Annotated in this window: 22 protein-coding genes and 1 riboswitch; of the genes, 13 read left to right on the top strand and 9 right to left on the bottom strand. The window is 60.9% G+C overall.

Annotated elements, in window-relative coordinates:
• The first annotated feature begins 12 nt into the window (after positions 1-12).
• Entirely contained in the window at positions 13-300 is a 288-nt protein-coding gene (locus AC3WRD_RS22045; protein ID WP_007951679.1) for a PA4642 family protein, read from the top strand.
• 75 nt (positions 301-375) lie between these two features.
• Here AC3WRD_RS22045 and mqo read toward each other — a convergent pair whose 3' ends face one another.
• Both mqo and AC3WRD_RS22035 read right to left on the bottom strand, forming a co-directional pair.
• Complete coding sequence (mqo, locus tag AC3WRD_RS22040; RefSeq protein ID WP_102621232.1) at positions 376-1,884, bottom strand: malate dehydrogenase (quinone); 1,509 nt, start codon at positions 1,882-1,884, stop codon at positions 376-378.
• Positions 1,885-2,621: 737 nt separating this feature from the next.
• Positions 2,622-2,855, bottom strand: coding sequence for a hypothetical protein (locus AC3WRD_RS22035; RefSeq protein WP_085733640.1), 234 nt, complete (start codon positions 2,853-2,855; stop codon positions 2,622-2,624).
• A gap of 191 nt (positions 2,856-3,046) precedes the next feature.
• Between AC3WRD_RS22035 and AC3WRD_RS22030 the strand changes: the two genes are divergently transcribed.
• The gene (locus tag AC3WRD_RS22030) at positions 3,047-3,631 is read left to right on the top strand and encodes a YajG family lipoprotein (RefSeq protein ID WP_096822774.1); all 585 of its coding nucleotides are present in this window, start codon (positions 3,047-3,049) and stop codon (positions 3,629-3,631) included.
• A gap of 282 nt (positions 3,632-3,913) precedes the next feature.
• Here AC3WRD_RS22030 and AC3WRD_RS22025 read toward each other — a convergent pair whose 3' ends face one another.
• Positions 3,914-4,120: a hypothetical protein gene (locus tag AC3WRD_RS22025; RefSeq protein WP_039766399.1), complete on the bottom strand. Its 207-nt coding sequence runs from the start codon at positions 4,118-4,120 to the stop codon at positions 3,914-3,916.
• Positions 4,121-4,313: 193 nt separating this feature from the next.
• Between AC3WRD_RS22025 and AC3WRD_RS22020 the strand changes: the two genes are divergently transcribed.
• On the top strand, positions 4,314-4,592 hold the full coding sequence (locus AC3WRD_RS22020; protein ID WP_096822775.1) for a hypothetical protein: 279 nt from the start codon (positions 4,314-4,316) through the stop codon (positions 4,590-4,592).
• A gap of 49 nt (positions 4,593-4,641) precedes the next feature.
• Here AC3WRD_RS22020 and AC3WRD_RS22015 read toward each other — a convergent pair whose 3' ends face one another.
• On the bottom strand, positions 4,642-5,805 hold the full coding sequence (locus AC3WRD_RS22015; RefSeq protein WP_173861361.1) for a 1-acyl-sn-glycerol-3-phosphate acyltransferase: 1,164 nt from the start codon (positions 5,803-5,805) through the stop codon (positions 4,642-4,644).
• A gap of 142 nt (positions 5,806-5,947) precedes the next feature.
• On the opposite strand from AC3WRD_RS22015, the gene AC3WRD_RS22010 reads away from it, so the two are divergent.
• The 3 genes from AC3WRD_RS22010 to AC3WRD_RS22000 are packed head-to-tail and all read left to right on the top strand — an operon-like array spanning position 5,948 to position 7,060.
• Entirely contained in the window at positions 5,948-6,130 is a 183-nt protein-coding gene (locus AC3WRD_RS22010; RefSeq protein ID WP_096822777.1) for a CPXCG motif-containing cysteine-rich protein, read from the top strand.
• Between the two features lie 9 nt (positions 6,131-6,139).
• Entirely contained in the window at positions 6,140-6,400 is a 261-nt protein-coding gene (locus AC3WRD_RS22005) for a putative signal transducing protein (RefSeq protein WP_085709319.1), read from the top strand.
• Between the two features lie 36 nt (positions 6,401-6,436).
• The gene (locus AC3WRD_RS22000; RefSeq protein WP_096822778.1) at positions 6,437-7,060 is read left to right on the top strand and encodes an SOS response-associated peptidase; all 624 of its coding nucleotides are present in this window, start codon (positions 6,437-6,439) and stop codon (positions 7,058-7,060) included.
• 4 nt (positions 7,061-7,064) lie between these two features.
• Here AC3WRD_RS22000 and AC3WRD_RS21995 read toward each other — a convergent pair whose 3' ends face one another.
• Entirely contained in the window at positions 7,065-9,206 is a 2,142-nt protein-coding gene (locus AC3WRD_RS21995; RefSeq protein ID WP_102621234.1) for a methyl-accepting chemotaxis protein, read from the bottom strand.
• A 263-nt stretch (positions 9,207-9,469) separates the two neighbouring features.
• Here AC3WRD_RS21995 and AC3WRD_RS21990 point away from each other — a divergent pair, with 263 nt between their 5' ends.
• Complete coding sequence (locus AC3WRD_RS21990; RefSeq protein ID WP_096822780.1) at positions 9,470-10,288, top strand: M48 family metallopeptidase; 819 nt, start codon at positions 9,470-9,472, stop codon at positions 10,286-10,288.
• Positions 10,289-10,332: 44 nt separating this feature from the next.
• Here AC3WRD_RS21990 and AC3WRD_RS21985 read toward each other — a convergent pair whose 3' ends face one another.
• From AC3WRD_RS21985 to AC3WRD_RS21975, 3 genes are all read right to left on the bottom strand, one after another.
• Entirely contained in the window at positions 10,333-10,917 is a 585-nt protein-coding gene (locus AC3WRD_RS21985; RefSeq protein WP_096822781.1) for a TMEM165/GDT1 family protein, read from the bottom strand.
• An 87-nt stretch (positions 10,918-11,004) separates the two neighbouring features.
• Positions 11,005-11,129, bottom strand: a riboswitch (yybP-ykoY riboswitch).
• Between the two features lie 39 nt (positions 11,130-11,168).
• Positions 11,169-12,167, bottom strand: a complete 999-nt coding sequence (locus tag AC3WRD_RS21980; protein ID WP_096822782.1) for a methyltransferase — start codon at positions 12,165-12,167, stop codon at positions 11,169-11,171.
• A gap of 33 nt (positions 12,168-12,200) precedes the next feature.
• Entirely contained in the window at positions 12,201-13,166 is a 966-nt protein-coding gene (locus AC3WRD_RS21975; RefSeq protein WP_102621235.1) for a 2-hydroxyacid dehydrogenase, read from the bottom strand.
• A gap of 91 nt (positions 13,167-13,257) precedes the next feature.
• Here AC3WRD_RS21975 and AC3WRD_RS21970 point away from each other — a divergent pair, with 91 nt between their 5' ends.
• Positions 13,258-13,887 (top strand): LysE family translocator, encoded by a 630-nt coding sequence (locus tag AC3WRD_RS21970; protein WP_096822784.1) that lies wholly within the window; start codon positions 13,258-13,260, stop codon positions 13,885-13,887.
• On the opposite strand, the gene AC3WRD_RS21965 is transcribed toward AC3WRD_RS21970, so the two are convergent.
• Entirely contained in the window at positions 13,871-14,644 is a 774-nt protein-coding gene (locus tag AC3WRD_RS21965; protein WP_102621256.1) for an AraC family transcriptional regulator, read from the bottom strand. The genes AC3WRD_RS21970 and AC3WRD_RS21965 overlap by 17 nt on opposite strands.
• An 84-nt stretch (positions 14,645-14,728) precedes the next feature.
• Between AC3WRD_RS21965 and AC3WRD_RS21960 the strand changes: the two genes are divergently transcribed.
• The 5 genes from AC3WRD_RS21960 (at position 14,729) to AC3WRD_RS21940 (ending at position 24,268) form a co-directional block, all read left to right on the top strand.
• The gene (locus AC3WRD_RS21960) at positions 14,729-15,913 is read left to right on the top strand and encodes an MFS transporter (protein ID WP_102621255.1); all 1,185 of its coding nucleotides are present in this window, start codon (positions 14,729-14,731) and stop codon (positions 15,911-15,913) included.
• A gap of 147 nt (positions 15,914-16,060) precedes the next feature.
• The gene (locus AC3WRD_RS21955) at positions 16,061-17,743 is read left to right on the top strand and encodes a fatty acid--CoA ligase (protein ID WP_102621236.1); all 1,683 of its coding nucleotides are present in this window, start codon (positions 16,061-16,063) and stop codon (positions 17,741-17,743) included.
• A gap of 336 nt (positions 17,744-18,079) precedes the next feature.
• On the top strand, positions 18,080-19,969 hold the full coding sequence (locus AC3WRD_RS21950; protein WP_096822786.1) for a DUF1302 domain-containing protein: 1,890 nt from the start codon (positions 18,080-18,082) through the stop codon (positions 19,967-19,969).
• Positions 19,970-19,997: 28 nt separating this feature from the next.
• Entirely contained in the window at positions 19,998-21,362 is a 1,365-nt protein-coding gene (locus AC3WRD_RS21945; protein WP_096822787.1) for a DUF1329 domain-containing protein, read from the top strand.
• Between the two features lie 170 nt (positions 21,363-21,532).
• Positions 21,533-24,268 (top strand): winged helix-turn-helix domain-containing protein, encoded by a 2,736-nt coding sequence (locus AC3WRD_RS21940; RefSeq protein WP_102621237.1) that lies wholly within the window; start codon positions 21,533-21,535, stop codon positions 24,266-24,268.
• The last annotated feature ends 47 nt before the right edge of the window (positions 24,269-24,315 follow it).

Raw genomic sequence — 24,315 nt, 5'->3', positions numbered from 1 at the left:
CTGGAGTCGGCAATGCGTAAAGATAAGAAGCAAGTGATTGGTGACGAGATCGGCGATGAGCAGATCAAGCTGTTCCTCGATTTTGAGCCGGTCGACGCCACCTCGCCGTCGCTGCACAAACTGGTCAAGGCCTACCGTGGCCTGCGCATCGACGATTTCGAGCGCTTCCTGACGTTCTTCGTTGCAGCCGGTTATGACGTGGACGGTAAAGACGAGCACGGCAAGACCTTCGTCGACCAGATCCGCGATCAACGCAACGCACCGGAATACATCGAGCTGATCGAGAAGGCCCGCGGCTGATCGCTCGCGGTTTTTCCGAGGCATAAAAAAACGCCCCGCACTCACTGAGTGCGGGGCGTTTTTCATGGAGCCGAATCAGGCGTAGCTTTCGGTCTCGTTACTGGCTGCAACCAGTTCCAGCGCGACGTTGTTGTGCGCGTTGATCTTGCGATACAGCGCAGCGTCGGTTTCCAGGACCTTTTCACGGGCCGGGAAGATTTCCGCCAGTTTGGCAGCCCACTCACCCTTGGCCTTGGCCGGGAAGCATTTCTCGATCAGTTCCAGCATGATCGAAACGGTCACCGAAGCACCTGGCGAAGCGCCGAGCAGGGCGGCGAGGGAGCCGTCCTTCGCGGCCACCAGTTCGGTACCGAACTGCAGGATGCCGCCTTTTTTCGGGTCTTTCTTGATGATCTGCACCCGTTGGCCGGCCACTTCCAGGCGCCAGTCTTCGGCTTTCGCCTCGGGGTAGAAACGACGCAGGGATTCCAGACGCTGTTCCATCGACTGCATCACTTCGCTGACCAGGTACTTGGTCAGGTCCATGTTGTTCTTGGCCACGGCCAGCATCGGGCCGATGTTGCCGGCGCGAACCGACAGCGGCAGGTCCATGAAGGAGCCGTGCTTGAGGAACTTGGTGGTGAAACCGGCGTATGGCCCGAACAGCAGGGACTTCTTGCCATCGACCACGCGGGTGTCCAGGTGCGGCACCGACATCGGTGGCGAACCTACCGCAGCCTGGCTGTAGACCTTGGCCTGGTGAAGCTTGACCACTTCCGGGTTGTCGCAACGCAGCCACTGGCCGCTGATCGGGAAGCCACCGAAGCCTTTGCTTTCTTCGATGCCCGAGGCTTGCAGCAGCGGCAGGGCCGCGCCACCGGCGCCAAGGAACACGAATTTGGCGTCGACTTCGCGGCTGCTGCCGCTGTTGACGTCCTTGATGCTGACGGTCCAGCCATTGGCGTTACGCTTCAGACCGGTCACGCGTTTGCAGTATTTGACCTGGGCATCCGGAGCGCTGGTCAGGTGCTTGAGCAACTGATTGGTCAGCGCGCCGAAGTTGACGTCGGTGCCGTTGATCACGCGGGTGGCGGCGAGCACCTGGTCTTGCGGACGCCCCGGCATCATCAATGGCATCCACTCGGCCATCTTCGCCTTGTCTTCGGTGTATTCCATGTCGGCGAAGGCGTGGTGCTTGTGCAGCACGTTGAAGCGTTCCTTGAGGAATGAAACGCCTTTTTCGCCTTCGACGTAGCTCAGGTGCGGCACCGGGCTGATGAAGGATTTGCACGAGCCGAACGTGCCTTTCCTGGTCAGGTACGACCAGAACTGCTTCGACACCTCGAACTGGGTGTTGATGTGCACGGCTTTCTTGATGTCGACGGTGCCGTCGGCAGCCTGCGGCGTGTAGTTCAGCTCGCACAGGCCGGCGTGGCCGGTACCGGCGTTGTTCCACGGGTTGGAACTTTCCGCGGCACCGGAATCCATCAGCTCGACGACTTCCAGCTTGATCGCCGGGTCGAGCTCTTTGAGCAGGACTGCAAGGGTGGCACTCATGATGCCGGCCCCAACCAGAACTACGTCGACTGCTTCGTTATGCGCCATTTAACGCGTCTCCAAAATCTGCAGCACCAAATTGTCGGCATGGCTGCCAGGTGTCCGGGGCAGGTCAGTTGCGCCCCAGGAACCCATGGCCAGGTTTGCCATGTCCGAATCTTCGCAATTTTTCGCAACTTCGACGGATGCGTGCGGCCTGGCTTCAAGAGTCACATGAACTCATTTCAGCACGGGGCTGGCAATTCGACTTATGGTCGAGACATCCGTTTGTGCAACCAAATCCGTAGCGGACAGGCTTCAGGCTCCGGTATTCGAGGCGTACCCGTTCCTGTGTCGTTGGGCTGTTTCAGACGCTAATGGTGCATGTTCAGACGCAAAACTATTCATTTGCTCGCCACACTCTTGTGAAGTTGTGAAAACCCGTTTTTTTCACGCTCTTTTGAAGACGTGAACCTCAAAAAAGGGCTGTCCGGGCCTGGCACCGTGCCCGGAAGGATTGCCGCCACGCGATACATGGGCAGGCAAAACGGGCAAACAACTCAGTGACCGAGCGTCATGACAGCTCTGCAGATTCGCGAAAAGCGGGGATTTGCCAGGGAAACAGCAAGCACGCCAGCTTCACTCGATCTGTGTGGGCGGCTCTCTGTGGGCGATTTTGATGCCAATGCAAGCGCATTGACGCTGTTGCGGGGCCCGATCAGGAGACGTCCTTATAATCGGGGGGAGATTGTATCGAAGAAATGCGGGGAGTTGGTCGAGTTTAATGACTTTTATTAGGCATCCGGTCAGATGCTCAACATCGCCTGGGCGCGTGCGCGAGGGCGGTGCTGTTCGACCCGGGCGCTGGCAGGCAGAGGCTGGTGCAACCAGTTGAGGCGGATTTCCTCGATTTCGACCCAACCGTCACCCATTGGCTGCAGGCTGCACTGTTTGAAAGCCTGGCAATGGCCGTTGTGGTCGAGCAGGGCGAAGCTGCGGTGCAGCGGACGTGGAGCGAACAACGAGATCAGATAGCGCATGGTGTGTGTTCCTTCTGGAGATCTGTGACGAAGATTGTCAAAAGACCGTGAAGCGAACATGTAAGGGCGGTGAACAATCTGTGACAGGAACCACGTGCACCGGGGTTTGTCAGAGATTTCAGTGCTGGTGACCCGCTGTGGCCCACCGCTATACTGCGGGCCTGTCTGTGCCTGATTCTGGAGAGAAGAGCATGTTGCAACGCCTGTTGTTCGGTTTGATCACTGTGACCAGTTTGACCCTGGTTGGCTGCGCCCACAGCCCGCAACAACTGAGCCCGGAACCGAAGCTGACCACTCAGCTGGCACCGGTCGGCCACGGCCAGCCTGTCGTGGTCCGCGTGGTTGACGGTCGTCCGTCGCCAACCCTGGGCACCCGCGGTGGCCTGTACCCGGAAACCAGCGCCATCACTGTGCAGCGCGAACAGATCCTGCCGAAGTTGCAGGCTCAGGCCGAAGCGGCCGTGCGTCTGCTGGGCTTCACCCCGTCAAACGGTGCGATGAATGCTCCACAACTGACCGTGACCCTGACTGAACTGAAGTACCAGTCGCCGAAAGAAGGCATGTACGTGACCGAGGCCACCATCGGCGCGACCTTCCGTTCCGACGTGCAGAGCGGCAACCGTCGCTACAGCGGCCGTTACGGCGCGTCGCTGGACCAGCGTTTCGGCATGGCGCCGAATCAGGAAACCAACACCAAACTGGTCAGCGATGTGCTGAGCGATGCGCTGACCCGTCTGTTCAAGGATCCGACCGTGGGTCAGATCCTCGCTGAATAAGGCGTTCGCCAGATGTGAAAAAGCCCGGGGCCAGTGATGGATTCGGGCTTTTTTGTGGGTGTCAGGATTGGAATTTGTGTCGTTTGAACTATCGCCTCCCCCTCACCCCAGCCCTCTCCCCCAAGGGGGGCGAGGGGGAAAGGGAGCAGATTGGGGCTACTCAAATTTTGAGTTCGACTCGATAGTTCAGGTCGGTGTAGCTCAAATATTCACCTCGGTCGGTCCCCTCTCCCTCCGGGAGAGGGCTAGGGTGAGGGTGCTTTTGATTTAAAGCTTTTTCGTTCAAGCGGCTTGCGAATAGAAGTCGAGAACGCTGACCCCAGTCAGCAAATCAGTCTCGGGCAAGTCCGCATGCTGGTGCCCGCCGAGGGCGCAATACACCAGCCAGTGACGGTCCTGAACATTGAAGGCCAGGCTGCCGACGAGGGTCTGTTGTTCGTCGGACGGGGAGATGAGGTACAGGCGATCCTGGTTTTCAGCGTGAAGCATGTCGCATTCCGTTTACGTTTCGAGGCGCGCAGGGTGGCCGAAACAAATGACGATGCCGTGACACAGGACAGCCATCGGTCGATTGCTGCGTTATTTGTCGTAAAGGGTAGGGCTGCGGGGGAGGGTTTCGGTAGAATCCGCGCCGCGGTCGTCGGTCTGGCGTTCGCCATTCCGGTTTAGATTGAGGTCTGTGATGTCGCTGCACTTGATGACGCTGTTTACCGCCCATCCCGCCAAACTGATCAACCTGCTGGCCCTGCTGTTGGCTTTCCCGGGCAGTTGGCTGCTGCACGCGACCCGTCGCCGTGAACAACGAGCGATGGCCAGTATCGCGGCCCAGCGTCAAAGCCGGCCCGATCAGGAGCCAGTGCTGGATTGGGCGACCCTGCGCATGAATCGCTTCTTCTACCGCTTCGGCTTTGCCTGTCTGGGCCTGGCGTTGCTGGTGTCCTGGATCAGTACCCGCTACTGAACGAAAAACGGCGCCCGAAGGCGCCGTTTTTGTATCCGGCCGAAACCGCTTACAGCGGCAAACCAGCCTTGACCCGGTACTGATTGCGCACCGGCGTCGCGTATTGCAGCACCAGATATGGACGGTGCTCCTCAGGGCAGGTGTCCAACCGGTTCTGCCATTCTTCCTGAGCCTTGGCCAGCTCCTCGGCACCGAACACCTCGGCAGCCTTCGGCACATTCAGTTGCGGATCAGCATCCGCCCACTGCGCGTACGCCAGGTAATGCACCGGGAACAACCGGTAACCGCCGAGAATCTGCTTGTCCATCTCGACTGCCAATTGCTTGGTGTCTTCGAACAGCTCGGTGATCGGCGCGGCAAAGTTCACGTGCACCCGGCCCTTGTAGCCGGTGATGCCCTTGGCGATGCTCACGTCATCCTCGCCCGGCGCCTTGCTGTAGGTGCCGGTGGTGGCGCGGATGTACAGCTCGCGGGCCTTGGCCTGGTCGCACGGATCGTATTCGTAGCTGATCGACACTGGGGTCAGGTTCAGCGACTGGATAACCTCGCTGAACGGCTCGTCCTTGCGGCTCATGTGGAACATCTTGAGGATCGCCGACTCGGTACGGTCGTCGCCGTCCTTCGCGCGGCCTTCGGCCTGGGCGATCCAGATCGAGGCGCAATCGTTGCGGATCGAGTGGTTGATGTAGGCCGACAGCAGTTGGTACGCCGCCATTTTCTCGCGGCGCCCGGTGATCGAACGGTGAACGATGAAGCTCTTGTTCAAGCGCATCAGGTCGCTGACGAACGGTTTTTGCAGCAGGTTGTCGCCAATCGCGATGCGCGGGGTCGGCAGGCCTGCGTGGTACACCGCATAGTTGACGAAAGCCGGGTCCATCACGATGTCGCGGTGGTTGGCGATGAACAGATAAGCGCTGCCGGACTTGAATTGCTCGACACCGGTGTAGGTCACGCCATCGGTGGCACGCTCGATGGTGTGGTCGACATAGAACTCGACCTTGTCCTGCAAAGTAGCCACCGACGTCACGTCGGCGAACTCACGACGCAGCCGATGGGCTATAAGTGGTTTGAGCATCCAGCCGAAGGCACCGGCGAAACGCGGGAAGCGGAAGTGGGTGAGGATATCTAGAAACGCCTTGTCGCCGAGCAGTCTTGCCAGTACCGCAGGTACTTCGCTGTCGTCGTAAGGTCGGATGGCATCGAATTCGCCCATCATGCTCTCTTGTTGGAAACGGCTAGGGTAAGTAAAGGTTTTGATCGAAAACCAACGGGGCACGGTCTGAAAAAGTAGCCAGACAAAAATAGCCCTGCAAATAGACCGGCGATTATACGCACAAGTCACCCGGGAGACCGCGATGCTGGAAAGCGCAGTATATGAATGTCCGTATTGTGGTGAAGAGGTCGAGACGTCCGTGGATCTGTCGGGGGGCGATCAGACCTATATCGAAGACTGTCAGGTGTGTTGCCGGCCGATCACCTTTGTCCTGCAGGTCGATGGTCAGGACTGGTTTCTGGAAGTCTTCAGCGAAAACGAGTGAGGTGCGCCCATGCAGCGAATCTACGAGCCGGAAAACCTGATGGAGGGCGAGATGCTCAAGGGCATGCTCGCCAGCGAAGGCATCGAGGCGCATCTGGTCGGGCGCGATTTGCTCGGTGGCACGGGCGAGCTGCCGATCTTTGGCCTGCTCGGGCTGTCGGTCGAGAACGATCAGGCCGAATACGCCCGCGAACTGATCAGCGCGTACAATGCCGCGCTGCCGCTGCCCGGCGATGAACCGGAGAGCTTCCCCGGTACGCTGGTCTGTTAGGCTGGCGTTCGTTTTATTCTTGAGTCGTGCTGCCCCATGTGTGGACGTTATGCCCTGTTTCGCTGGAACCGCGACTTCGCGGCACTGCCAGGTTTTCCCGCCGATCAGTTGGCGCAGTGGAACATTTCCCCCAACGATTCGGTATTGATGCTGCGTGCCGAAGCCGATGGCCAGCGCACGCTGGCCCGCGCCCGTTGGGGGCTGACGCCTCCGTGGCTGACCGATCTGTCGCGTACGCCGGCCCATGCCCGGGCCGAAACCGTCGCCGAACAACCGATGTTCCGCGAAGCCCTGCGCCTGCGCCGTTGCCTGCTGCCGGCCAACGGTTTCTACGAATGGCGCGGCACCACGCGCAAACGCCCGTACTGGCTGACGCCGGGGGAGGGGTCTTCGTTGTTTTTTGCGGCGATCTGGGAGGCGTATCCAGTGCAGGAACAGGTGTGGCTGAGTACGGCGGTGATTACACAGCCAGCAGCCAGTCAGCGCCGGCCGTTGATTCTCGATGAGGCGGGGCAGGCGGCATGGCTCGATCCCGAGACGCCGCTGCATGTCCTGCAAGGCCTGCTCGCCAGTGAACCCGCCGCCTTGCGCGAGCGGGTGCTGGCGAACATGGTCAATGATCCGAAGCTCAACGGGCCGGAGTGTTTGACTCCGGCCTGATTGATCAGACCTTGAACTGATTGATCAACCGCCGCTGCTGCTCCGCCAGTTTGGTCAGGTCCGCACTCGCCGAACTCGACTCGTCCGCGCCCCCCGCCACTTCATTCGCCACCTGACCGATGTTGATCACGTTGCGGTTGATGTCGTCGGCCACCGCGCTCTGTTCCTCGGCGGCGCTGGCGATCTGGGTGTTCATGTCGTTGATCACCGACACCGCCTGGGTGATGGTCTCCAGCGCTTCGGCTGCCTTGGCCGCGTGCTGCACGCTTTCGTCGGTGCGGTTCTGGCTGTCTTCCATGACCCGCACCACGTCGCGGGTGCCTTGTTGCAGTTGCTGGATCATGCTCTGGATTTCTTCGGTGGCCTTCTGGGTCTTCTGCGCCAGGTTGCGCACCTCGTCGGCCACCACGGCAAACCCGCGCCCCTGCTCACCGGCACGGGCGGCCTCGATGGCCGCGTTGAGGGCCAGCAGGTTGGTCTGCTCGGCGATCCCGCGAATGGCGATGAGGATCGCATTGATGTTTTCGCTGTCCTTGGCCAGCGTCTGCACCACGTCCACCGCCTTGCTGATTTCCACAGCCAGCACGCCAATCGAATTCGACGTGTCGCGCACGATCTGCATGCCTTGGCTGGCGGCCTGATCGGCATGGCTGGCGGCTTGCGCCGCCTGGGTCGCGTTGCGCGCCACGTCCTGGGCGGTGGCGGTCATTTCCTGCACGGCGGTGGCGACCTGATCAATCTCGGCCATCTGCTTCTGTATGCCGATATTGGTGCGGATCGCAATGTCCGCCGTGTGCTCCGAGGAATCGCTGACACTCTGCACCGACGACACCACCTGCGTGATCATCGCCTGCAGCTTCGCGAGGAAGGTGTTGAAGCCTTTGGCGATTGAGCCGAGTTCGTCTTTGCGATCACTGCTCAAGCGACGGGTCAGGTCGCCTTCGCCCTGGGCGATGTCATCGAGCATGGTCACCATTTGCTTCAGCGGTCGGGCGATGCCGTGGCCCACCAGCCAGATCACCAGCAAACCGAGGCCGGCAATGATCAGGCCGACCATGGCCATGCCGAAGGTGTCGGATTTGCGCTGGGCGTCGAGGTCACCCTGGAGTTTCTGCAGGTCGGCCATCACTGCGTTGAGCGGCAGTTGCAGCATCAGCGTCCAGCGTGCGTCGGTCTGGCCGATGCCGAACGGCAGGTACAACTCGATCCGGCCCGACTCCTTATTGACGGTGTAGGTCACTTCGCCGCGCTTGAGATTGGCCATGTTGGCAATCTGTTGGGCGTCGAGGATGTCGCTGACCTTCTCGCCGAATTTGCTCGGGTCCTTGGTGTAGGCGACGATCCGGCCGTTGCCGCCGATCAGGGCCATTTGCCCGGCGCCGCTGTACAGTTTCTGGTTCGCGCCCAGGAGCATTTCCTGAATGAAGTTCACCGACAGGTCGGCGCCGACGATGCCCTGGAACGCGCCGTTGAGCATGATCGGTTCAATGAAGGACGCGAGCATGACGATCTTGTCGCCGACCTTGTAGGGCGCCGGATCGATCACGCAGGATTTCCTGGTTTCTTTCGAGCACAGGTAGTACTCGCTGGCGCGCACGCCGGTGGACAGGACTTTCTGGTCGTCGACGTCCACCAGTTTGTCCAGGCCGAGGGTGCCGTCTTCGTTGCGGAACCACCACGGCAGGAAGCGCCCGTTGGCGGCGTCGATGCCGACCACGCTGGTGCCGACGTAAGCCGCGTCATTGTGGTCCAGTGCGTTCTTTTCCCAGCCGATGTAGGTGCCGAGAATCTTCGGGTTCTTCTCGACGTTTTCCTTGATCAGGCTGATCAGTTGCTCGCGGCTGACGGTCAGTCGTGGCTGACCATCGGCGCCGGGCGTGCCGAGCAGGGCGTTGACCCGCACCAGTCCACCGGCAATCAGCAGCGGCGCTTCCAGCTCGCGCTGGATCTGGCTGACCTGGGTCTGTGCCAGCGAGGTCAGGCGTTGTTCGATGACTTGCTCGAACTGGGCCTGGGTCCGTTGTTGAACCATCTCCTGGGTGCGGGCGCCGGAAAACAGCGCATACAGCACCAACGCAGCCACCACGCTGAGAACGATGGCGCCGGCCAGGGCCGCCACGGAAAACTGGATCGACTTGAATTTCATGGAAGCTCCGCACGCAAGAGGACATCTGCGCTGCTGTATCGGCAGCCACTATTGCGCCATGAGGCGAAGTGCGCGCAATTGACGGTGGATGTCGCAAATGGATCAGTGCGCGACGCAGTTGCAGAGGGCTTGTCGGTGGATGTGAATTTTTTCCTACAGGGCTGAGGAGTGTCTTCTGAAAACAGGTGCATCACGTCTGTTGTATCTGGCGTCGATACAATTACCCGCCTAGGATACGCGGCATGTTTTCAGGGAGCTTTTGAATGAACAAGACTTTGGTTGTAAGTGCACTGAGCGCGGCGCTGTTGCTGGCCGGTTGTCAGTCGGTCAACACCACCAGCGGCGGTGCCGTGGGCGTGGAGCGCAAGCAGTACATGTTCAGCATGCTGTCCTCGCAAGAGGTCGACCAGATGTATGCCCAGTCCTATCAGAAGACCGTTGGCGAAGCGTCCAGCAAAGGTGTGCTGGACAAGACCAGCAACGAAGCCAAACGGGTTCAGGCGATTGCCAACCGCTTGATCGCTCAGGCGCCGAACTTCCGTCCGGATGCCGCGCAGTGGCAGTGGGAAGTGAACCTGATCAAGAGTGACGAGCTCAACGCCAACTGCGGCCCTGGCGGCAAGATCATTTTCTACACCGGGCTGATCGACAGCCTGAAACTGACCGACGATGAAATCGCCGCGGTCATGGGTCATGAAATCGCCCACGCCCTGCGCGAGCACGGTCGTGAAGCAATGTCCAAGGCCTATGGCATCGAGATGGCCAAGCAGGGCGCCGGTGCGTTGCTCGGTCTGGGTCAGGACAGCCTGGCGCTGGCCGACACCGTGGCCAACTACGGGATGACGCTGCCCAACAGCCGTGCCAACGAAAACGAAGCCGACCTGATCGGCCTGGAACTGGCCGCTCGCGCCGGTTACAACCCGAACGCCGCGATCACCTTGTGGAACAAGATGAGCAAGGCGTCCGAAGGCGCGCCGCCAGAGTTCATGAGCACTCACCCGGCATCCTCCAGCCGGATCGCCTCGTTGCAGGCGGCCATTCCGAAGGTCATGCCGCTTTACGAAAAAGCGCCAAAGTCCTGAAGCAATGATCGCTCCCGCACTGAGTGTGGGAGCGATCTGCCGGATCAGACCCAGCCGCTGCTCTGCATCGCCTTGTACACCGCGACGATTGCCAGAATCATGAACGCCGAAGCCGCGAGGCGACGGATCAGGGTCAATGGCAATTTGTCTGCGGCAAAGTTACCCGCCAGAACCACCGGTACGTTGGCAATCAACATGCCGAGCGTGGTGCCGATGATCACCAGCCACAGTTCCGGGTATTGCGCGGCCAGCATCACGGTGGCGATCTGGGTTTTGTCGCCGATTTCCGCGAGGAAGAACGCGATCAGGGTGGTCAGGAATGGCCCGAACTTGCGTGCGGTGCTGGCTTCATCGTCGTCCATCTTGTCCGGCACCAGCGTCCACAGGGCGGTGGCGGTGAAGCTCGCGGCGAGAATCCAGTGCAGGACCGCATCGGAGAAGAAGCTGCCGAACCAGGCGCCTACCGCACCGGCTGCCGCGTGGTTGGCCAGGGTCGCAGCGACGATACCGGCAATGATCGGCCAGGGTTTGCGAAAGCGAGCGGCGAGAATCAGCGCGAGCAGTTGCGTCTTGTCGCCGATTTCGGCCAAGGCAACGATTGCGGTGGGAACGAGTAACGAGTCCAGCATCAGGATTTCCTAAGGGGCGGGTCGACACGGCTATGACACGTACAGCCTTCCCGCCCCGGGTAAGGTGTGCGTGTCATAGGTCTTGTCAAACCCTGCGATCCGTCTGCTGCGGACGCTTGGGTCGCATACGCCATGATCTGAGGATCAAGTATGTTGACGTATGCCGGACGAGCATGGCGCTCGTGGGAGACTACTCCCCTAGGACGGAGCGGATTCTGCCTAGGCAGAATCCATTCGGCAAGTGCTAATTTTCAGCCGCGCTTGGCCCGGTAAATCCGGAAACCATTGCCTTCGGCCTTGATCGCACACACGCCCAGATGCTCTTCGATCAGCGGCTGGTACTTCAGGAAGCTGTTCGCTACCAGGCGCAGTTCGCCGCCGTTTTTCAGATGTTTGGCTGCTTTTCGCAGCAAGTTTTCCGTGGCGAAATAGTCGGTATGTACGCCGACATGGAACGGCGGGTTGCTCAGAATTGCGTTCAATCCCATCGGTGCGGCGTCGATTCCGTCGCCGGTCAACACGTCGGCTTCCAGACCGTTGGCTGCCAGTGTCAGGCGACTGCTGGCGGCAGCGAAGGCGTCAACGTCCAGCAGAGTGACCTGATTGTGCGGGTAGCGACGTTTGACCGCCGCGCCAAGCACACCGGCACCGCAACCGAAGTCCAGCAGATGACCGCTCGGCAGTTTGTCCAGATGCTCCAGCAGCAGGGCGCTGCCGCGATCCAGTCGGCCATGGCTGAAGACGCCCGGCAGGCTGATGACTTTCAGCGGGCCTTCGGCCAGTGGCAGCTCATAAGTCTGCGCCAGGCTTTCCAGGGATTTGGCTTCTGGAGCGTTGGCCACAGTCACTTGCCACAACTGGCAATGACGCGCGCTGTCGAGCTTGCGCGGCTTGCCGAACGGGTTGAGCTGCTTGGACGCGCCTTCGATGCCGCTGCGCTTTTCCCCGACCAGAAACACTTCGCGCCCGGCCAGGCGTGAAGCCACGGCATTGAGGATGTAATCGGTCAAATCCTTGGACTTGGGCAGGAATACCACCGCGCTGTCGAACTCGCGCTCCGGCACGTTGACGCCGAAATGGCTGCGGCCTTCAAAGCGCGCATCGAGCGCCGCCTGATCGCCGGCATGCCAGCACCAGCCAAAGGCGTTGGGCAGGCGCCCGAGCAGATCGTCGGCGGGCAGACCGGCCAACAACAGCGAACCCTGGAATAACTCGACCTGACGAAGCAGTACTTCACTGCGCGGATCCATAACTGCTCCTGTGAAAAAAAGTGCCGCAGTTTATCAACTGACGACCCGCAGCGCCTTACCGCTGAAGAACGCCTGGGTGTTTTCGACCAATTGTCCCACGATCCGCTGCCGGGCTTCGCGGCTGCCCCAAGCGTTGTGCGGGGTGACGATCAGGCGCGGGATGTCGGCAGCCAGCAGTGGATTGCCATTAGTCGGTGGTTCGACGCTGAGCACATCGGTGGCCGCGCCGCCCAGATGACCGCTGCGCAAGGCATCGGCCAGGGCTTGTTCGTCGATCAGACCACCACGGGCGGTGTTGACCACGAAGGCACCGGGTTTCATGGACGCCAGTTCGCGGGCACCGATGAAGTGCCGGGTGTGTTCATTGAGCGGGCAGTGCAGGGTGAGGGCGTCGATCTGTGGCAGCAGTTCTTCCAGCGGCAGGCGATCCGGCCGGGCCGGGCGCCCCGGAATCTGTCCGAGCAGGACGCGCATGCCGAAGGCTTCGGCCAGACGCGCGACCGCGCCGCCGAGTTCGCCATGCCCGAGCAGGCCCAGGGTTTTTCCCTCCAGTTCGACGATCGGATAGTCCAGCAGGCAGAACTGTTTCGCCTGTTGCCAGCGTCCTTCACCGACGGCTTTTTGATAATCGGCCAGGCGCGTGGCGAGGTTGAGCAACAGCATGATCGTGTGTTGCGCCACCGACGGTGTGCCGTAACCCTGGCAGTTGCACACGGTGATGCCTTGGGCGCGAGCAGCGGCCAGATCGACGTTGTTGGTGCCGGTGGCCGTGATCAGGATCAGTTTCAGTTGAGGGTTGGCAGCCATGGCGGCGGCATCGATCAGGATCTTGTTGCTGATGGCCACGGTTGCGCCTTGCAGGCGTTCGGCAACCTGCGCAGGCAGTGTCTGGGCGAACAGTTGCAGGTCGCTGAAGCAGGCGCGCAACGGCTCGAGGTCAAGGTCGCCCAGATCCAGGGAAGGGTGATCGAGGAATACGGCGCGGTGGGCGTTCGTCATCAACTGTACCTGTTGTGCTTTGAAGGGAAGGCGTAATCTGCCGAGCCTACCAGATGAAACAAAACGTTACGCTTGGCCGAAAGGAGCCCCCATGTACTGGACCGAGTTCTTGACCGTTGCACTGATCCACCTGCTGGCCGTCGCCAGCCCCGGCCCGGACTTTGCCGTGGTGGTGCGCGAGAGCGTGACCCACGGTCGTCGCGCCGGTACCTGGACGGCACTGGGCGTGGGCACGGCGATTTTCCTGCACGTTGGTTATTCGCTGCTGGGCATCGGGCTGATCGTTTCCCAATCGATCGTGTTGTTCAACGCCCTGAAATGGGCCGCCGCCGCTTACCTGCTGTACATCGGCTTCAAGGCCTTGCGCGCGCAACCGGCACCGGCCGTGACCGACGATTTGCACAAGGAGGCTGGTGAACGCACCGCCCGTGGCGCCTTCACCTCAGGTTTCGTGACCAATGGACTGAACCCGAAAGCCACGCTGTTCTTCCTGTCGCTGTTCACCGTGGTGATCAACCCGCACACGCCGCTGGCGGTACAGGCCGGTTACGGGCTTTACCTGGCTGCCGCGACCGCCACCTGGTTCTGCCTGGTGGCGATGTTGTTCAGCCAACAGCGCGTGCGCGCCGGTTTCGCCCGCATGGGCCACTGGTTCGACCGCACCATGGGTGCCGTGCTGATCGCCATCGGCGTGAAACTCGCGTTCACCGAGATGCATTGATCGAGCTGAGCTGATTCAGGGCGTTGAGGTACTCCCGGGGATTGTCCCCGAGCAAACGGCGAAACATCGCGCTGAACGCCCGCGCGCTGCCGTAACCCAGGTCCCGGGCCACGCTCTGCACGCTGTCCCCGGCGAGCAGGCGGGGCAGGGCTTCCATCAGGCGCAGTTGCTGGCGCCAGGCGTTGAAATTCATCTTCAGTTGTTGCTGGAACAGCCGCGCCAACGTGCGCGAGCTGGCGCCGACCTGCTGCGCCCAGTCCTCCAGGGTATTAGGATGATCTGGTGCGCGCAGTAGCGCCAGGCAAATGCTTTGCAGGCGTCGGTCGCCGGGCATCGGGATGTGCAGCGGCAGGTTTTCGAGGCCGGCCAGTTCTTCCAGCATCAATTGCTGGATCAGCGGGTTGTCGGCGTGGGGCGGGCCCTGCACCGCGCGCAGGATCAGTTCGCGCAGCAACGGCGTCACTGCCAGCACGCAACAGTGTTGCAGGCTGGCCGGCGACAGCTCGGGTGCGATGAACAATGAACGCATCTGCACATCGCCGGACATGAAAATCTCGTGGGCGACTTCCGGCGGAATCCACACCGCACGACTCGGTGGAAGCACCCAGGCACCTTGCGCCGTGACCACGCGCATCACCCCGTTCACGGCATAGAGCAATTGCGCCTCGCGGTGCAGGTGCAGCGGCTGGTGCGAGCCGTCCAGATAGTCCCGGGGATAGGCACTGACCGGTCCGTGTTCGAAATGGCTGATCAACATGTCGGATTCGATGACTTGGTTGGCAGGAATGCGCTTTCCGGCCAACTTAGCATGAGCGCTCACTACAACGTAAAGCGTGCCGTCATGAACCAGTCCAGAAACGTCATTCGCTACATCAACGCAGCCCATGTGATCGATCACATGTTCATGCTGATTTTCCCTGCCGCCGTGCTTGGTATGACCCAGGCCTTCGCCCTCGACTACGCCGCGTTGATCGGCTTGTCGCTGGGTGGCTTCATCGCGTTCGGCGCATGTTCGCTACCGGCTGGCTGGCTGGGCGATCACTGGAGCCGGCGGCGGATGATGCTGGTGTTTTTCTTTGGCATCGGTGCCTCGGCAATCTTCACTGGCCTCAGTAACAGCCCGACGATGCTGGTGCTCGGCCTGACCCTGATCGGCATTTTTGCCGCGATCTATCACCCGGTCGGCACGGCGATGCTGGTGGCCTACGCGCAGAATCGCGGGCGCGAGATCGGTATCAACGGCATGTGGGGCAACCTCGGCGTGGCGTTCTCGGCGCTGGTCACCGGGCTGTTGGTGGCGCAGTTCGGCTGGCGCTCGGCATTTCTGTTACCGGGTGCCGTGGCGATCGTGCTGGGGATCGGTTTTGCCTTGCAGGTGCGCGAGGAGCCGGTTCCCAAGCGCCCGCACACCGCGCTCAAGGGCGCCGGCGGCCAGCGTATTTCGATGGTCATGGTGTTTGGTGTGCTGGCGCTGGCCACGGCCACCGGCGGGGTGGTGTTCAACGCCACCACCATGACCTATCCGAAACTGTTCCAGGAGCGGTTGCATGACCTGTTCGCCTCACCGCAAACCCTTGGTGTGGTGGTCAGCCTGGCTTACGCCTTCGGTGCGATTGCGCAGTTGAGCATCGGTCGGGTGTTGCACCGCGTCAGCCTGAAGTGGCCGTTTATCGCGCTGACGTTGTGTCAGGCGCCGTTACTGTTCGCGCTGGCTTATGTCGAGGGCTGGGCGGTGATCGCCGTCGGGGCGGCGTTCATGTTCGTGGTGTTCGGCCAGGTGACGGTGAACGATTCGATGGTCGCCAACTTCGTCGCGCCGCAATGGCAGTCGCGGGTATTTGCCTTGCGTTACTGTTTATCGTTCGGTGCCAGTGCGACGGCGATTCCGCTGATTGCCTATGTCGAACCGCGCCATGGTTTTGTGGGGCTTTACCTGATTCTGGCCGGTTTTGGCGCTTTGACCTTCCTTGCGGCGGTGGTTTTCCCACGCACACCTTCCGAAGCGGCGGTAGGGCAAACGGCCTGATCGGTGACGAATACCGGCAAATGCTGGCGCAAAGCTAGCATTTGTACGGCTCTGCAAATCATTCCTTTGGCTGATTTGGCTGGCGTATAAGGGTTCTAGAGTACAAAACTCCAACGCCAACACCGTGCAGTCAGAAAAGGGATTCTTATGTTGCAGACTCGCGTTATTCCGCCCGCCGAAGGGGCCTACCAGTATCCACTGCTGATTAAACGGCTGCTGATGTCGGGCGCCCGTTACGAGAAAACCCGCGAGATCATCTACCGTGACCAGTTGCGCTACAGCTACCCGACGCTGATCGAACGCGTCGCGCGACTGGCCAACGTACTGACGGCGGCCGGCGTGAAGGCCGGCGATACCGTGGCGGTGATGGACTGGGACAGCCATCGCTACCTGGAGTGCATGTTTGCCATTCCGATGATCGGCGCGGTGATCCACACCATCAACGTGCGCCTGTCGCCGGAACAGATTCTCTACACCATGAATCACGCCGAGGACCGCTTTGTGCTGGTCAACAGCGAGTTCGTCGGGCTGTACCAGGCCATCGCGCCGCACCTGACGACGGTGGAGAAAACCCTGCTGCTGACCGATCTGCCGGAAAAAACCGCGGATCTGCCGAATCTGGTCGGCGAGTACGAACAGTTGCTGGCGGCCGCGAGCCCGCAGTACGACTTCCAGGACTTCGACGAAAACTCGGTCGCCACCACGTTCTACACCACGGGCACCACCGGCAATCCGAAAGGCGTGTACTTCACCCATCGGCAACTGGTGCTGCACACCATGGGCGTGTCGACCATCATGGGCGCCATCGACAGCGTGCGGCTGTTGGGCACCAACGACGTGTACATGCCGATCACCCCGATGTTCCATGTGCATGCCTGGGGCCTGCCTTACGTGGCGACCATGCTCGGGCTCAAGCAGGTTTACCCGGGGCGTTACGACCCGGAATTCCTCGTCGAGTTGTGGCGCAAGGAGAAGGTCACCTTCTCCCATTGCGTGCCGACCATCCTGCAAATGCTGCTCAACGCCAAAGGCGCGCAAGGCACTGATTTCGGCGGCTGGAAAATCGTCATCGGCGGCAGCGCGCTCAATCGCACGCTGTACGAAACGGCCAAGAGCAAGGGCATTCAACTGACGGCCGCCTACGGCATGTCGGAAACCGGGCCATTGGTCTCGTGCGCGCATCTGAACGACGAGCTGATGGCGGGCACCGAAGACGAACGCACCACCTACCGGATCAAGGCCGGCGTGCCGGGGCCGTTGGTCGAAGCGGCCATCGTCGACGGCGACGGCAACGTCCTGCCGGCCGATGGCGAAACCCAGGGCGAACTGGTGCTGCGCGCACCGTGGCTGACCGAAGGCTATTTCAACGAACCGCAGAAGGGCGCCGAGCTGTGGGCCGGCGGCTGGCTGCACACCGGGGACGTCGCCACGCTCGACAGCATGGGTGTGATCGACATCCGCGACCGGATCAAGGACGTGATCAAGACCGGTGGAGAATGGATTTCCTCGCTGGACCTCGAAGACCTGATCAGTCGCCACGTCGCGGTACGTGAAGTAGCAGTGGTGGGCATCGCCGATCCGCAGTGGGGCGAGCGCCCGTTTGCCTTGCTGGTGATCCGCGAAGGGCACGCCATCGGGGCCCGTGAGCTCAAGGAACACCTCAAGCCGTTCGTGGAACTGGGGCACCTGAGCAAGTGGGCGATTCCGAGTCAGATCGCCCTTGTTACTGAAATTCCCAAGACCAGTGTCGGCAAGCTCGACAAGAAGCGCATCCGCCTCGACATCACCGAATGGCAGGCCAATAACAGCACCTTCCTCTCGACGCTCTGAGTGTCCCCTGGCGCGCCGAAAACGGCGCGCCAGACCCACCAAGCAAGCGCTTGGCTTGTTAAATCCGAATTTTCAGCCATCCTTGCCGTGCCGACATGTGTCGGACTGGCGAAAGGACTGTTCCAGAGTGGCCGGCAGCTGCAAATCACACTTTAGAGGGATCAAGCAGTACCACCTGCTGGCTATAGTCCGCTCAAGGATTTTTAAGAACGGGGCACACGCACACACGGGGCGATGCAACATTGAAGTGATTTCGGGAGGCCTCTGGCGCCCGGTCCTTCAGGCGTTTTTAAAAGTACTCACTGCCATAACAATAATGCACATGGAGTAGCGTCGATGACCTCAGTAAACCAGTTCTGGCGCCGGGCGAAACTGCCTCTGGCGGTCAGTCTTGCCTCCACGCTCGCCGGGCCCGCATTCGGCGTCAGCTTCAACGTCGGTGAAATCGAAGGCCAGTTCGACTCCTCGCTCTCCCTGGGCATGAGTATTTCGACCCAGCAGCCGAACAAGGATCTTATTGGTGTCAACAACGGCGGCCGGGGCCTGTCCCAGACCTCCGACGACGGTCACTTGAACTTCAAGAGCGGTCAAGCCTTCTCGAAGATCTTCAAGGGCATCCACGACCTCGAATTGAAATATGGCGACACCGGTGTCTTCGTCCGGGGCAAATACTGGTACGACTTCGCGCTGCAGAACCAGGATCTGGAATACAAGGACGTCAGCAACCATAACCGCGACGTGGCAGCCCGTTCTTCGGGTGGCCAGATCCTCGATGCCTTCGTTTACCACAACTACTCCATTGCCGATGAGCCGGGTTCGGTGCGTCTGGGCAAGCAGGTGGTGAACTGGGGTGAAAGTACCTTCATCGGTGGCGGCATCAACTCGATCAACCCGATCGACGTTTCCGCCTTCCGCCGTCCGGGCGCCGAGATCAAGGAAGGCCTGATCCCGGTCAACATGTTCTACCTGTCCCAGAGCATCACCGAAAACCTGTCGGCCGAAGGTTTCTACCAGATCGACTGGCAGAAGACCGTGACCGACAACTGCGGCACGTTCTTCTCCCAGCCTGACATCGTCACCACAGGTTGCGACGACAACCTGCGCGTGCTGAACAAGCGCTCGACCATTCCGGGTGTTGCCCTCGGCCCGCTGGCAGCCGCCAATGTCGACGTCAACGAAGAAGGCGTGCTGGTGCGTCGCTCCCCGAACCGCAATGCGCGGGACAGCGGGCAGTGGGGCGTGTCCGCCAAGTACATGTTCGATCCGCTGGCCACCGAGTTCGGTGCCTACTTCATGAACTATCACAGCCGTGCGCCGATCTTCAGCGCAACCGGTGCGCCACAGTCGATCTATAACGGCGTCAAGGCGCTTCCTGGCCCGTTCCAGGCATTGGGCCCTCTGGTGGTGGCGGGTAACTCCGAGTATTTCATCGAGTATCCAGAGGACATTCGTCTCTACGGTCTGAGTTTCTCCACCACCCTGCCTACCGGCACGGCGTGGAGTGGTGAGATCAGCTACCGGCCGAACGCGCCGGTGCAACTGAACTCCACCGACATCCTGTTCGCCGGTGTGCGTCCGCTGGGCGGCGCGCTGACCAACGCCTCGATCCTCAATGGCGTTCCAGGCCAGGACCTGCACGGTTACAACCGCAAGGAAATCACTCAGCTCCAGACCACCCTGACGCACTTCTTCGATCAGGTGATGGGCGCCAACCGTCTGACCCTGGTGGGTGAAGTCGGTGTGACTCACGTCGGCGGGCTCGAGAGCAAGTCCGAGGCCCGTTATGGCCGCGATCCGGTCTTCGGTCCGGGTGAGCTGCCGGCGACCGGCGGCCTGGATACCTGCTCGCAGATCCTCAATACCTCGACCATCAACGGTGCCGGCCCTGGCGCTTCGACCAGCAACCGCTCCAGCAATTGCGACAACAACGGCTTCACCACCGCCACTTCCTGGGGCTATCGCGCTCGTGCCATCTGGGATTACAGCGACGTGTTCGCCGGCGTGAACCTGAAGCCGAACGTGGCCTGGTCCCACGACGTCAAGGGTTACTCCCCAGGCCCTGGCGGCAACTTCGAGGAAGGCCGCAAGGCCATCAGCCTCGGGCTTGATGCCGAATACCAGAACACCTACACCGCAAGCCTGGCCTACACCAACTTCTTTGGTGGCGAATACAGCACGGTGGATGATCGCGATTTCGTTGCCCTCAGTGTTGGCGTGAACTTCTAAGCACAGTTTTTTCAGGACGAACAACCATATGAAAATAACAAAGAGTCTGTTCCACGCCGGTGTTCTGGGGCTTTCGCTGCTGGCGACCAGCGTGATGGCGGCGGTCCCTGCCGCCGAGGCCGACAAATTGGGCAAGAGCCTGACCCCGATGGGTGCCGAGATGGCGGGCAACGCCGACGGTTCGATCCCGGCCTGGAAACCGCTGGCGAAAAATGCTGGCACCGTCGACAGCAAAGGCTTCCTGTCCGATCCGTACGCCAGTGAAAAACCGCTGTTCACCATCACCGCGCAGAACGTCGACCAGTACAAGGACAAGCTTGCGCCGGGCCAGTACGCGATGTTCAAGCGTTACCCGGACACGTTCAAGATGCCGGTTTACCCGTCCCATCGCGGTGCCACCGTGCCGGATGACGTGTTCGCCGCCATCAGGAAAAACGCCACGACCACCACGCTGGTGGCTGGTGGCAACGGTCTGGAAAACTTCCAGACCGCCGTGCCGTTCCCGATCCCGAAAGACGGTCTGGAAGTCATCTGGAACCACATCACTCGCTATCGCGGTGGCAGCGTGACCCGTCTGGTGACCCAGGCGACGCCGCAGACCAACGGCTCGTTCAGCCTGGTGTATTTCCAGGACCAGTTCGTGTTCCGCGACAAGATGAAGGATTACGATCCGGCCAACCCGGGCAACGTGCTGTTCTACTTCAAGCAGAAAGTGACCGCGCCGGCTCGTCTGGCAGGTACCGTGCTGCTGGTGCACGAGACCCTCGACCAGGTGAAAGAGCCGCGCAAGGCCTGGGTTTATGCAACCGGCCAGCGTCGCGTACGTCAGGCACCACAAGTGTCCTATGACGGTCCGGGCACGGCGGCGGACGGTCTGCGTACCTCCGACAACCTGGACATGTACAACGGTGCACCGGATCGTTATGACTGGAAGCTTGAAGGCAAGAAAGAGATGTACATTGCCAACAACAGCTACAAGATCGATTCGCCAACACTCAAGTACACCGACATCATCAAGGCCGGTCATATCAATCAGGACCTGGCTCGTTACGAGCTGCGTCGCGTCTGGCACGTGGTGGCAACCTTGAAACCGGGTCAGCGTCACATCTATGCCAAACGTGACTTCTTCATCGATGAAGATACTTGGCAAGCAGCCGTCATCGACCATTACGACGGTCGCGGTCAGCTGTGGCGTGTCGCCGAGGCCCATGCCGAGGACTACTACGACAAGCAAGTGCCGTGGTACGCGCTGGAAACCCTGTATGACCTGCAATCGGGTCGCTACCTGGCGCTGGGCATGAAGAACGAAGAGAAATCAGCGTATGACTTCGGCTTCTCTGCCAGTAAAAGTGAATTCCAGCCGGGCAACCTGGGCCAGGACGGTATCCGCTAAGCTGTAACCCGAGGCCGCATCCTCGAAAAAACGCCCCGACTGGTTCGGGGCGTTTTTTTTGCGTCGTGATTTTGTAGCCATTTGTAGCAACAACTTCATATGTACGCCGTTTAAGGCTAGTCTGCGGACATCTGCTACGCCGCCAACAGCCATTCAAACAAGAGCCGGCCATGACTGATCTGTCCCCACTTCCGGGTCCCGCAAGCGTTGCCGTCGCGGCATTGGACGGACGTTTTTTCCGTCCTCCGCTGCCTGACGGATACGTATTGCGACCCCGCCTCTGCGAGCGCCTGCAAGCCGGGCTCGGTGGACGTCTGTTGCTGGTCTGCGCCCCGGCCGGGTTCGGCAAAAGCTCGCTGGCCGTGGAGTTCTGTCAAAGCCTGCCGGGACATTGGCAAAGCCTGTGGCTGGGACTGAGCGCCCGGGACAGTGACCCGGGGCGCTTTCTCGAGCGCTTGCTCGAAGGCTTGCAGGACTACTTCCCGGAACTCGGCAGCCGCGCACTCGGTCTGTTGAAAATGCGTCAGCGTCATCAGCCGTTCGCCTTTGAAGAATGGCTCGACGGCCTGCTCGATGAGCTGGCCCTGCACCTGCAACCGACCTCGCCCCTGTTGCTGGTGCTGGACGATTACCACCTCGCCCAAGGGCCGGTACTCGACCGTTGTCTGCAATTCTTCCTCAATCATTTGCCCGATGGCCTGCTGGTCATGGTTACCAGCCGTCAGCGACCGGACTGGCATCTCGCCCGTCTGCGCCTGTCGCGACAGTTGCTGGAACTGCATGAACAGGATCTGCGCCTGACCCACGACGAAGCCCTGGCGTTGCTCGACCGTCACAGTAGCTCGCTGCGCGGCGAGGCCCTGGAAAACCTGATCCAGCGCAGCGAAGGCTGGGTGGCCGGGCTGCGCTTCTGGTTGCTGGCGGTGTCCGAGGCCGGGAGTGACGCAGCGTTGCCGCAGGCCTTGAACAGCGGGGAAGGGCTGATCCGTGATTACCTGCTGGAAGAAGTCATCGACTGCCTGCCGGCCGAGGTGCAGGCGTTTCTCTACGACACCGCACCGCAGGAACGCTTTTGCAGCGAGTTATGCGACGCGGTGCGCGAATCCCACGACAGTGCCGAGATTCTGCGCTTCCTGCTGGCGCATCAGGTGTTTCTGGTGCCGCTGGATGAACACGGGCACTGGTATCGCTATCACCATCTGTTTTCCGATCTGTTGCGCAGCAGGCCGATCGCCCGGGCGATCGTCCCCGCGGCAACACTGCACCTGCGCGCCTGTCGCTGGTTCAATGCCCAGGGGCTGCTGGATGAGGCCGTGGAGCAGGCGTTGCGGGCAGGGCATCTGGACGTGGCGGCGAATCTGGTGCAGAACCTGTCCGAGGAACAACTGCTCGCCGAGCAGAACGTCGGCATGTTGCTGCGCTGGAAGATGGACTTGCCTGACAGTCTGCTGATCAGCACGCCACGCCTGATCGTGTTGTACAGCTGGGCGCTGGGGCTGGCGTGTCAGCTCGACGCGGCCGAAGAACTCGCCAGTCACCTGAGCCGGTTTCTGCCGGCGCCGTCGGCCACCGCACAGAAATCCATGCTTGCCCAATGGCTGGCGCTCAAGGGCATCATCGCCCGTGGCCGAGGGCATCGCGAGCAGACCATCGAGTATTGCAGCGAAGCGCTGGAAAGCCTGCCGGCCAAACGCTACGGCCAGCGCCTGATGTGTTTGTCGACCTTGTCCAACCTGGCGATTGCCGACGGCGATCTGTGGCGCGCCCGAGGCTTGAACCGCGAATCCCTGGAGCTGGCGCAGCGGGTCGGCAATCCACTGTTCGAAGCGCTGGCCCACTACGACCGTGCCCGGGTATTGCAGGCGCGGGGGGAGATCGTGCGCTCGCTCGATGAAGTGCATCAGGGCCTCGAGCGTCTGCGCGGATTGTCGGCGCAGCGTTTGTATGCCGTGCGTGCGCGATTGACGCTGTATGAGGGGTTTCTGTTGGCCATGCGCTTGCAGCCCGACGCGGCGCGAGTGCGATTGCAGGCCGGCCTGAGTGAAGCGCGCGCCTGTCGTGATATCAGCGTGTTGATTGGTCACTGTGTGATTGCCCGGCTCGACGGCAGCCGCGGTGATTACGCCCGGGCTTTTGCCGAACTGGCCGAAGCCGAGCGTCTGATGCACATCTGGGATGTTCCGCCGATCTACTACCTGGCGATGATCACGCTGGTCAAATGCGAGCTGTGGCTGGCGCAGGGGCGGATTGACCTGGCCGAGGCGTGGCTGGCGCGTCTGGGGCAGACCTACACCGGCGAACGCGCCGCGGCACCACCGGAGTTTCACCCGCAGTTGCCGTTGCATGTCGAATTGCAGCAGGCGCTGCTGGATGTCATTCAGGGGCAACCGATGCTGGCCGAAGGCCGGTTGAATGTACTGTTGGAAAACGGCCAGCAGACCGGGCGCCAGTTGTTGAGTGTGATGGCGTTGACGCAGAAGGTGGCGCTGCTGCTGGTGAACAATCGCGAACCCGAGGCCCGCAAAGCGTTGGCACAGGCAATGGAAGCAGCCAGTGGCGGGGTGTTGCAGCCATTCGAGTGCCTGGTCAAAGACCACGCCGATTGGTTGCGCGGGCAACTGTCGCTGAACGCACCGGGTCTTGTAGGTCAGCAACTGCTGGAGCACTTCCCGCCGCCAGCGTTGCGCACGGTGCAGGATTCTCCGATTACTGAACAGTTGAGCAGTCGCGAACTGGCAGTCCTGCGTCTGATTGCCCAAGGATGCTCGAATCAGGAAATCAGCGAACAACTGTTCATTTCGCTGCATACCGTGAAAACCCACGCCAGTCATATCAACAGCAAACTGGGGGTTGAGCGGCGCACACAGGCAGTGGCGAGGGCCAAGGAGCTCGGGGTTCTGAGCTAGGTCTTTGGCTCGATCGACGCCAACAAAAACGCCCCGAATCATCGGGG

This window comes from Pseudomonas sp. FW215-R2 (genome assembly GCF_058789255.1).
This window is presented reverse-complemented; position numbering and strand designations above follow the sequence as displayed.